The organism is Fulvivirga sp., assembly GCF_040220315.1.
Lineage (GTDB): Bacteria > Bacteroidota > Bacteroidia > Cytophagales > Cyclobacteriaceae > Fulvivirga.
Window position 1 is genome coordinate 1 of the sequence record NZ_JAVJUY010000273.1, and the last position, 9,748, is coordinate 9,748.

At 37.8% G+C, this 9,748-nt stretch carries 10 protein-coding genes; 3 read left to right on the forward strand and 7 right to left on the reverse strand.

Features of this window, described 5'->3' with window-relative positions; all coding sequences use genetic code 11:
- From RLO81_RS13680 to RLO81_RS13695, 4 genes are all read right to left on the reverse strand, one after another.
- Positions 1–810 (reverse strand): sodium:solute symporter family transporter (locus RLO81_RS13680; RefSeq protein ID WP_502880454.1); only part of this gene is annotated, 810 nt, incomplete at its 3' end.
- Positions 811–925: 115 nt separating this feature from the next.
- The gene (locus tag RLO81_RS13685; protein WP_350112604.1) at positions 926–3,427 is read right to left on the reverse strand and encodes a PIG-L family deacetylase; all 2,502 of its coding nucleotides are present in this window, start codon (positions 3,425–3,427) and stop codon (positions 926–928) included.
- 179 nt (positions 3,428–3,606) lie between these two features.
- Entirely contained in the window at positions 3,607–4,083 is a 477-nt protein-coding gene (locus tag RLO81_RS13690; RefSeq protein ID WP_350112606.1) for a hypothetical protein, read from the reverse strand.
- Positions 4,080–4,385, reverse strand: a complete 306-nt coding sequence (locus tag RLO81_RS13695; RefSeq protein ID WP_350112608.1) for a GNAT family N-acetyltransferase — start codon at positions 4,383–4,385, stop codon at positions 4,080–4,082. The genes RLO81_RS13690 and RLO81_RS13695 overlap by 4 nt, the downstream gene beginning before the upstream one ends.
- Before the next feature lie 63 nt (positions 4,386–4,448).
- Between RLO81_RS13695 and RLO81_RS13700 the strand changes: the two genes are divergently transcribed.
- The 3 genes from RLO81_RS13700 (at position 4,449) to RLO81_RS13710 (ending at position 8,537) form a co-directional block, all read left to right on the forward strand.
- The gene (locus RLO81_RS13700) at positions 4,449–5,081 is read left to right on the forward strand and encodes a Crp/Fnr family transcriptional regulator (RefSeq protein ID WP_350112610.1); all 633 of its coding nucleotides are present in this window, start codon (positions 4,449–4,451) and stop codon (positions 5,079–5,081) included.
- A 71-nt stretch (positions 5,082–5,152) separates the two neighbouring features.
- Positions 5,153–6,565 carry an MBL fold metallo-hydrolase gene (locus tag RLO81_RS13705; RefSeq protein ID WP_350112612.1) on the forward strand — a complete coding sequence of 471 codons (1,413 nt, stop codon included), beginning with the start codon at positions 5,153–5,155 and terminating at the stop codon, positions 6,563–6,565.
- Positions 6,566–6,728: 163 nt separating this feature from the next.
- Positions 6,729–8,537, forward strand: coding sequence for an ATP-binding protein (locus RLO81_RS13710; protein ID WP_350112614.1), 1,809 nt, complete (start codon positions 6,729–6,731; stop codon positions 8,535–8,537).
- On the opposite strand, the gene RLO81_RS13715 is transcribed toward RLO81_RS13710, so the two are convergent.
- The 3 genes from RLO81_RS13715 to RLO81_RS13725 all read right to left on the reverse strand — a co-directional run.
- The gene (locus RLO81_RS13715) at positions 8,534–8,911 is read right to left on the reverse strand and encodes a DoxX family protein (protein WP_350112616.1); all 378 of its coding nucleotides are present in this window, start codon (positions 8,909–8,911) and stop codon (positions 8,534–8,536) included. The genes RLO81_RS13710 and RLO81_RS13715 overlap by 4 nt on opposite strands.
- Entirely contained in the window at positions 8,896–9,279 is a 384-nt protein-coding gene (locus RLO81_RS13720) for an alkyl hydroperoxide reductase (protein WP_350112618.1), read from the reverse strand. The genes RLO81_RS13715 and RLO81_RS13720 overlap by 16 nt, the downstream gene beginning before the upstream one ends.
- A 288-nt stretch (positions 9,280–9,567) precedes the next feature.
- Positions 9,568–9,748 (reverse strand): hypothetical protein (locus tag RLO81_RS13725; RefSeq protein ID WP_350112620.1); only part of this gene is annotated, 181 nt, incomplete at its 5' end.

Below are 9,748 nucleotides of genomic sequence, written 5' to 3' on the forward strand. Positions count from 1 at the left end.
TCCTAACCTACTCTCTGACAACGACTTACCAGACAAATATCGCTGCACTTGTGATTGATCCGTTCCGAAATAAGATAGAAATAAGAACACAGCTCCTGTCATACCCGACCAAAAATTGTAGCGGTCAGAAAGGTCAAATTCAAAGTTAACTACGTTCAACTTACCCATCTTACCGGCTACATGCATCGCATCTACAAACCCAACATTGGGCGGAAGAGATAGAATCACCAATATGCCGGCAGTGATCATCCCGCCCATCATTACCGCCATTTGTTGTTTCTGTGTTTGTGTAACCGCTTTGGTACCACCTGAAACTGTGTAGATAATGACTAAAACACCAATGATTGTTGTGGTGTAACCCAATCGCCAGCCCAAGAGTGATGATAGAATGATGGCCGGTGCATATATTGTAATTCCAGCTGCTAAGCCCCTTTGAACCAAAAATATTAAGGCGGCTAACATTCTCGTTTTTAGGTCAAAACGCGTTTCTAAGTACTCATAAGCGGTATAAACCTTTAACTTATAATATATGGGCAAGAAAAATACAGAGATGATTATCATGGCCAGTGGCAAACCAAAATAGAACTGGATAAACCGCATTCCATCGGTGTAAGCTTGCCCGGGTGTACTTAAAAATGTGATAGCACTTGCCTGCGTAGCCATTATAGATAGGCCTATGGTCCACCATTTTGTATCATTACCACCTCTTAAGTATGAATCTATGCTTTTCTGGCCGCGAGTTTTCCATACGCCATAGCCAACAATAAAAATGAGCGTACCAAAAAGAACAATCCAATCTATAATATTCATGAAAAATGGCGTGTAAACAGATAAAAAAGTATAATCAGAAATACCAGATTAGCCATGAGCAGCCAATAGATGTTCTTCCATTTTTTTAAAAAAGGAGGCTTTTCCTGTTCAGTCATTATTGCGTTTTAGAAGGTTTGTCAGAAGGGTTATTACCTAATGAAACCAAATTAGCAAATAATTTATAGGCACCAGGTACACCTGCAGGCAGTTCTCTGAACCATGAATAGCCAGAATAAACGTAATACCCTTTTCCATATTTTGCCACCAACAACCCACCTTCTTTGGCTTCCTCGCCTTCATCATGGCTCGATAAGATTGCCTCAAACTCGGAAGACCATTCATTCGGAAAATATAATCCTCTTTCCTGAACCCAGTTATTAAAATCTGATTTTGTTATCTCGTTTGGCGTATTCATTACGGGGTGCTTAGGTTTCAAAACCTCAACAGGGGCATCTTCTTCCGCAACACGATCTCTTGATAGTTTTAATTCATAAGGAGCTATTTTTTCGGTTTTTAGCCTGTGAGAAGTATTGTATTGAATGATTAGCGTACCTCCTTTTTCAACATAATCCAGTAATATGGGCATGTAGTAATCTGATCGCTCATTGGTATTAAGTGCCCTTATACCTAAAATAATGGCATCATAAGCTTCAACAGATACAGGCGAAATGTCATTTTCAGCTATTTCTGTTACTTCATACCCAATTTCTCGTAAACTGGCCGGTACGGCATCACCCGCTCCTTGAATATATCCTATAGTGCTTCCATATTTTGAGATATTCATTTTCACAGCTTTAGCACTGGCCTTAGTAAGGAAAATTTGTGTAGGAATATGATCATATTCAATGGTTTGCAGGTTTTGATCAAATACCTTATCACCAATTGTGACAACCGCTCTTATTTCGGTAACAACTTCACCTTTAGGTGGTGTCACTTCAAAGGTAAAAGATATTTCATCACCTTTTTTAGCAAGTGTTAAAGCTACAGTTGCAGGGTTTACATCCCAGTCTTTAGGTAAATCAAGTTTCAGTTGTCCGCTTACATTATCAGCACCTGATTTTACAATCACAGTTATATTCTTACTTGCCTCACCATTAAATATGTAAACAGACTCAGGAATGCTTGCCACAACTGTTGGGATAATCTCAAAAGGCCTGTACTGCTCGCCTTCAACGGGGTCGTTCCATTTGTAAATTAGCGGTGAAGTATATAGCAATTTATGTCCTGCCACGTCAACTGCAAATGTTACATCCATGGTTGAAGGGTTTTCGGGTTTACCTCTAAGTGCTAAATTATCCACCTTATACGTACCTAAAGTGCCTTTTTCCCTTAACCAATAAGGTTGGCTGTATTTCCAATCGGTGGGGATAGTAACACTTGACTCAAACTCAAAAAGCTGATTATCAGCTAAGTTATTAGCCATTAACGTATCTTTCAAATGATCGAATGATACACGCTCTAGTTTTACAGGAATGGCAGATCGGTTAATCGCCTCAACGTCAATTTTAACTTTACTTCCAGGAGCCACTGCATAATCATCAGCCTTAGCCTCCAGGTATAAGCCAAGCATTGATTTTACGATTTCATCAATCTCTTTAATTTTTACGTTCTTCCAATGTTCATTAGAAAGCAAAGTGATCTCATCTCGTACCCTTAAAAGTGACTCTACACTGGCCGCAGGTTGAGTGGGTTTATAATTTTTAATTATGTCGCTAATCATTTTCTCGATTTTAGCCCCACCTTCTACCCTTTTCCAGCTTGTATCAATACCTTCAAAAATGTCTTTTTCGGCTTTTGCGCCTTTTTCATGCTCTAAAAATTCGAACCTTGAACCTCGGCTGCCAGTAGATCCAAAACCCTGTGATTTATGTTGTGAGCGGCTTAATGCGGCAAGTTCTGAATAGGACGTGCCCAATAGTGTGTTATACCCACCTATGTCTACAGTAATTACCCCTGGCGTGTTTTCATCTATATCTGGGCTCCACCATGGTCCTGTATTCATGTAAAGTCTTTTTGGCTGCCAGGTTTCGGTGAACTCTAAATGTTGCGGATAATGGTCTTTGTTAGCTGCCATATCAAATGCTTCAGCTGCAAATATGGCGGATGTGGTATGGTGCCCGTGTCCTGCCCGTTCATCAGGTGGAAAGCGTGTGATAATCACATCGGGTTTAAAGTTTCTGTACACCCACACTACATCTTCAAGTATCTGTTCTCTATTCCAGGTTTTCTGGGTTTCTTCTGTAGACTTAGAATAACCAAAATCATTAGCACGGGTAAAAAACTGCTCCCCACCATCAATTCTACGTGCAGCCAGTAACTCCTGAGTTCTTATAATGCCTAATCCTTCTCTAATTTCCGGGCCTACCAAGTTTTGTCCACCATCACCTCTTGTTAATGATAGATAGGCTGTTCTTGCCAGCTTTTCCTTGCTCATATATGCAATTAACCTTGTATTTTCATCGTCAGGGTGAGCCGCAACATATAATACTGTGCCTAAGAAATTAAGCTTTTTAAGCTTCAAAAGTATTTCGGCAGCATTATCATTATGTGGTTTTTGACTGAATGAAGGTGAAAGAGTAAAAAGTGTAAAGATTAGAACAAACGCTCTTCGAAGCATAGATGGTATTATTTTGGTCTTTAAAGTCTTGTAAGATTACGAATGCAAAGATTAAAGGTTTGCCATATTATCCAATGCACAAAGGCTTTAAATTAAAAAATCCCGGCTCCATGAAGGAAAACCGGGATTTAAAACTCAAACAACAACCTCGATAAAAGTTATTGCAAATGTCTTGCCAATTATATCTTACCGCGCTCTTGTCCGTTCACAAACAAATTTCCTTTCTCAGTAAAGAAGAATATGAGTTTGGCCACCTCTTTTTTATCATCATTTAAGAAATAAATGAAAAACTCATGAGCTCCTGTTCGATCTTTTATATCATCGGCAAAGCCCATATCAATCACAAAATCCTCTGTCAGATCCTTCACTTTCCTGCTTCTAAGAACAACGCCTTTATTGTTTTCTACTCGATACCTTAAAATGCCTTCCGATTCCTGTAACAGAAGAAACAATTTGACTTTAACATATGGTAACGGTGATGGCGAATACGTTGAACGGTTCATATCCTTATCAAACTCATCCTGAGGAGGAGGTGGTCTCTTTTCAAACGTGTAGATAATTTCATAATTGAACTTGTCATTTGCCAAATAAGGTACGTCAGCAGCCCTGTTATCAGACCAGTTGAGTAGAATGTTTAATAATACTGCCAAAATCATAATCGGAGTAACTTTTCTTTCGTTTGATAATTAGTGTTTAGCAGTTCAAGGTATTCAGGATGCTTCTTGACATAGGCTACTACAAAGGGACAATATATCACAATTTGATAGTTCTTCCTTCTTGCGTATTCCAGTCCAAATTTTGCCAATGAACTCGCTATTCCTCTACCTTCGATTGATTCGGGTACCCAGGTATGCATGTAGTAAAGGGTGTTGTTTCTTATTCGATATTGCAGTTCTGCCTTTTCACCTTCTACGATTGTTTCAAACTGATAATTAGTTTTATTATTAACTATTTGCATACTTTGGAATCTCTTTTAAAATTAAGATGTTTTCCTGACAATTACACTTGTAAATCAGTATTGATGGATAGAACGCAAATTCAATCACATTTAGAGAATACAGGGCTTGAGCCACCCCTGGTTGCTGAGCTGTTGAATTTGGGCAAATTCAAAGAAGCAAAGGTGGGTGAAGTAGTGGTAAAATCAGGATCCCGGTCTCAGTACATTCCATTAGTACTTTCTGGAGTCTTAAAGGTAATGCGTGAGGATCCGGAAAAAGGTGATGTTTTCCTTTATTATCTGGAAGGGGGTGAAACATGCGCCATGTCTATTAGCTGTTGCTTGGAGCCTACAAGCAATCAATTTAAAGTAACCGCTGAGGAAGATTCAGAAGTATGGATGATTCCGATGGATCACTTAGACTCATGGATTGTGAAGTACCCGGCATTCAGAAAGTTTATTTTCAGTTCTTACAAAATGCGTTTTGATGAATTGCTTAATACTATCGACAGTATGGCCTTTATGAATCTGGATGAAAGATTGTACAAGTATTTGCTAGATAAGAAACAGTCTTCTGGCAGTTTTGAAATAAATAAAACGCATGCAGAAATAGCGAGGGAATTAAACACTTCAAGGGTTGTTATTTCAAGGCTCCTAAAAAAACTTGAAAAGGAAGATAAAATTGAACAGCATCGTAACAAAATAGAGATTCTTTAATTTTGTAACCATTGTTACATACCCTCCTATTTAAAGGGCTTATCTTTACGTGAGATTTAAAGTTTAACAAAATGAAAATAGAACAAATATATACTGGTTGTTTAGCTCAAGGTGCTTACTATATAGAAAGTAATGGTGAAGTGGCCATCATAGATCCTTTGAGGGAAACAGAACCATACGTGGTAAAGGCGGAAGAAGCTGGCGCCAAAATCAAATACATTTTTGAAACGCATTTTCATGCGGATTTTGTTTCTGGCCACGTTGATTTAGCCAACAAAACAGGAGCTACGATAGTGTACGGTCCTGGTGCAAAAACGGAATACGATATACATGAAGCAACTGACGGTGAGGTATTTAATTTAGGAGTAATTAAAATCAAAGTCTTACACACACCTGGCCATACGCCAGAGAGTTCTTCCTATCTTCTAATCGATGAAAATGGCAAAGAACACGCTCTATTCAGTGGTGACACACTGTTTATTGGCGATGTAGGCCGGCCTGATCTTGCAGTTAAATCTGATCTTTCTCAGGAGGATTTGGCAGGAATGCTGTTCGATAGCTTGAGAAATAAAATAATGACTTTACCAGATGACGTCATTGTTTACCCTGCTCATGGTGCAGGCTCAGCGTGTGGCAAAAATATGAGTAAAGAGACTCATGATTTATTAGGTAATCAAAAAAAGAACAATTACGCTCTTAGAGCAGATATGACCAAAGAGGAATTCATTAAAGAAGTAACAACCGGCATACTCCCTCCCCCCCAATACTTCGCTAAAAATGCTATGATGAACAAATCTGGTGTGGATAGCTTAGATACAATAATGGATCGTGGTAATGTTCCTTTGTCAGTAGATGAATTTGAGGCCATGGCCAATCATGAAGGAGCATTGGTTTTGGATACCAGAAAACCACAGGAGTTTGCTCAGGGCCATATCCCTAATTCAGTATTTATTGGTATCGATGGAAGTTTTGCTCCATGGGTAGGTGCCTTAATTCCCGATCTACAACAGCCCATTATTTTTATTGCCGATGAAGGCCGTGAAGAAGAAGTGGTAATCAGGCTATCAAGGGTGGGTTATGATAATACACTTGGCTATTTAAAAGGTGGTTTTAAGGCCTGGAAACAAGCCGAAAAAGAAATTGACACTGTTAAGTCCATTCCTGCCAGTGAATTTGCTGAAGATTATGCGGCCAAAGATATTAACGTGATGGATGTGCGAAAACCGTCAGAATATGAGGCAGAACATGTAGAAAATGCAGTAAACTCACCACTTGATTTCATAAACAAAAACATGAATGACTTTGAAGCATCGAAGGAATATTACTTGCATTGCGCGGGTGGATATCGTTCAATGATCATGGCTTCAATACTTAAATCAAGAGGGATTCATAATTTAATTGATGTACAGGGTGGTTTTAAAGCCATTGCTGAAACCGACATTAAAAAAACAGCCTTTGTTTGTCCTTCAACTAAGACAGCTTGAAGTAATAGATAACAGGACTAACCTAAATAGCCTCTTAATTTTTGATTGAGAGGCTATTTTTTTTAGGCAATGATGATCACTTTGATTTTTTAAAAAATTGTTCCTAGACTAAGGAACAGTTGATTGTAATTAGTTATATTCATGTTTGAATATTTCTATTTAAATGCCCAAACAGTACTATTTACTTCTTCTTGTTTTTACTTTTTCAATCCTTACAATGCACGCACATGACGTGTCGTGGGAGGAGGTTAAGAAAAATAAGGAAGGCACAATAGACCTCTACTGGAACATTTCCAAGCCATTCATTTATCAAGATGATGAAGGCAACATGCAAGGCATTGAAGCTGAACTCATTAAAGGTTTTAAAGAATACCTTAAGCTCACCCACAACGTTGATCTCACGCTTCACTGGATTAATTCCAACAGTTTTAAAGAGTTCTATGATTATATAAGCCAAAGTGATCATAATGGCGAATTTGGTGTGTCAGCACTATCCATTACAGCAACCCGATTAAAGAAAGTACAGTTTACGCACCCTTACATGTCGGATGTGGCTGTGATGATCTCCAGATCTGATGTGCCAATTTTTGAAGATAAAGACCATTTTAAAGAGTATTCTAAAAACCTCACAGCAATAACCGTTGAGGCCACCACTTACGAGGAGCAACTCAAATACTTAAAAGACCTTGGTTATAACTTTGAGATAGATTATATATCGAGCAATCAACCAATTATTGAAAACATATTGTCACGAGAAAATGCATTTGGCTATGTTGATTTGCCACTTTATCTCATGGCGCTTAAAAACGACCCAACAACACCTATTTTCAGACAAAATTTATATCCAATTAAAGGGTTGGGTTATGGTTTAATAATGCCAAAAGTAAGCGACTGGGCGACTATTTTTAATGAATACCTGGCTAGTACCTATTTTGCTTCCATCAAAGATGATATAGTGGGCAATCACATTGAAAACGACATTTACAAAATCATCAAGAATATTTCTGTTGGTGAAAATGTAAACGCTGATGAGCTGATTATACTACTGACAAAGGAGAAAGAATTACAAAATAAGGTGCTGACTGATAGGGCATTACAAGACCAGTTTAGCAGACTAATTAATATTGGGTTTGTTGGTCTTTTTGTGGGTGCATTAATCGTAGCTCTATTTTATTACCGATTATACAAGGGCAAGAAAAATGCATTGGAAGATTTGGAGGAAAACAAGAAAAAAATAGAGCAGCAACAGCTTAAAATTGAACAGGCTAATGCGCAATTATTAGATATGAATGATGAAAAGAATAACCTCATTCGTGTATTAGCGCACGATCTTCGTTCTCCAATCAATCAAATAGCAGGGCTTGCCGAAATATTTCTAATTGAAAACAAAAAATTGGCGGAAGACCAGAAAGAACTGATTAATCAAATTATTAAATCATCATTGAGGCTAAGGGAGATGATTAGCAAAATACTTGATGCCGAAGCTGTTGAAACTTTGCAACCTAAAATTAAAAATGAGCCGGTAAATGTGAAGCGAATTTTTGATGATTTAAAGAGTGAATATAAGAGTAGCGCTGAAAAGAAACATATTCGATTAAATTTTGAGTGCGAAAAGGAATTGATGATTCTCGGTGATGCTGTGTTTGTAGATCAGATATTGGATAACTTACTATCTAATGCAATTAAGTTTTCAAATGCAAATACAACCGTAACCCTCTCTGCCGAAAACGCTGATACTAATGAGGTCGTAATAAAAGTAAAGGATAAAGGGCCTGGCTTTACGGTTGCCGATCAAAAAAACATGTTTAAAAAGTTTCAGCGGTTAAGTGCCCAACCCACGGGTGGTGAACAATCTACAGGTTTAGGGCTAAGTATCGTAAAAATGTATACAGAATTAATTGGCGGAACAATCGATTACGATTCTAAAGTTGGGGAAGGCACTACCTTTATGATTTATTTGAAAAGGGCTTAGTGCCTGTTGGTATAGGCCCAATACATTAAAAGAGGATGAATTACAACCAGCCTCAGCCACCCCACCCATTCAGGTACACAAAGTCCATCATTTATACAGCTGCCAATAATAATGAAGTGCACATGTGCAGGAATAAAACATATGAGCATACCGATAATACAGTAAACAGCTAACTTTCTAAACCTCCTTGGAAAAAGCAAAATGGCTAACAACACTTCTGCACAACCACTAGCATAATTTATGACATGCGGAAAAGGAAAGTATTCAGGGATTAGCGGTAAGTAGAACTCCGGATTAAAAAAGTGGTTAGCGCCAGCAAATAAATAGAAGCCAACCATAGCATATAGATTGTATTTTCTTAATTGAGCGCCCATTTTGTATCTTTATGTACCTTAAATAAAATGTAGCCGAAAGGAATCCACCAAATAAAATCATTAGTAATTAAAGTGTAGAAAAATTCAAATGGAACCTGGCCAGTAACATAATTAAAAATAAAACCAAGTGGCCCAAAAATTTTACCTAACATACCTACAGCAACAATTGGCCAATGCCTGATAGGGTTACTACTAGCCCACCAATACCCTAAGCCATACACTCCTATAACCATGCCCATGCCCTGCCAAATCATAGGCTGATTAAGCGGCTGCATCCCTGTTAGTTCAAAGAAATGATTAGGAAAAAGTACTACCCAGGCGCCCCAGATAACATTATAAAGGGCTGCTAATTTTAGTGTTAATATCATTTCGTTAAATAGATGATGATGTTTGTAAGAAAAACCAACGACCAGGCAATGGATCGTGGATAGTTCCAATTAATTAAGCTTTGTAATGTGTTTAATTGATGCCTGTTAACGCTAATTAGATTGTGAAATGGTACTTCTTTAAAAAAAGTAATAATCCAGGAAGTAGTAACTAACAGTAAACAGATCAGATGTAAGTTGCTTAGCGAAACCAAAAATAAATAAGAATGGCCTATTAACTGGGTAGTCATTAATGGAAAAACAAATACAAAAATTCTGCTTTTGTACTTTTTATGCCATTTGGCCAGTTGATTGTTCTCCATATATAAAAAACTGGGGTAAACAATGGCCTGCACCATCCATATTAGAATAAACAAGGCGCAATCCACCAGTAATGTCAATAAATGCATGTTCAATCAACAATAAGGAAGGCGGAAGGTTTTGAAAGTTTACAATACCTTGCTTATTAAGG

What these genes read in the sequence shown, in the direction of transcription:
- RLO81_RS13715 (WP_350112616.1), bottom strand. Translation starts at nt 8,911, where the DNA reads ATGGGCGCTCAATTAAGAAAATACAATCTATATGCTATGGTTGGCTTC.
- RLO81_RS13720 (WP_350112618.1), bottom strand. Translation starts at nt 9,279, where the DNA reads ATGATATTAACACTAAAATTAGCAGCCCTTTATAATGTTATCTGGGGC.
- RLO81_RS13710 (WP_350112614.1), top strand. Translation starts at nt 6,729, where the DNA reads ATGCCCAAACAGTACTATTTACTTCTTCTTGTTTTTACTTTTTCAATC.
- RLO81_RS13705 (WP_350112612.1), top strand. Translation starts at nt 5,153, where the DNA reads ATGAAAATAGAACAAATATATACTGGTTGTTTAGCTCAAGGTGCTTAC.
- RLO81_RS13685 (WP_350112604.1), bottom strand. Translation starts at nt 3,427, where the DNA reads ATGCTTCGAAGAGCGTTTGTTCTAATCTTTACACTTTTTACTCTTTCA.
- RLO81_RS13690 (WP_350112606.1), bottom strand. Translation starts at nt 4,083, where the DNA reads ATGATTTTGGCAGTATTATTAAACATTCTACTCAACTGGTCTGATAAC.
- RLO81_RS13695 (WP_350112608.1), bottom strand. Translation starts at nt 4,385, where the DNA reads ATGCAAATAGTTAATAATAAAACTAATTATCAGTTTGAAACAATCGTA.
- RLO81_RS13700 (WP_350112610.1), top strand. Translation starts at nt 4,449, where the DNA reads ATGGATAGAACGCAAATTCAATCACATTTAGAGAATACAGGGCTTGAG.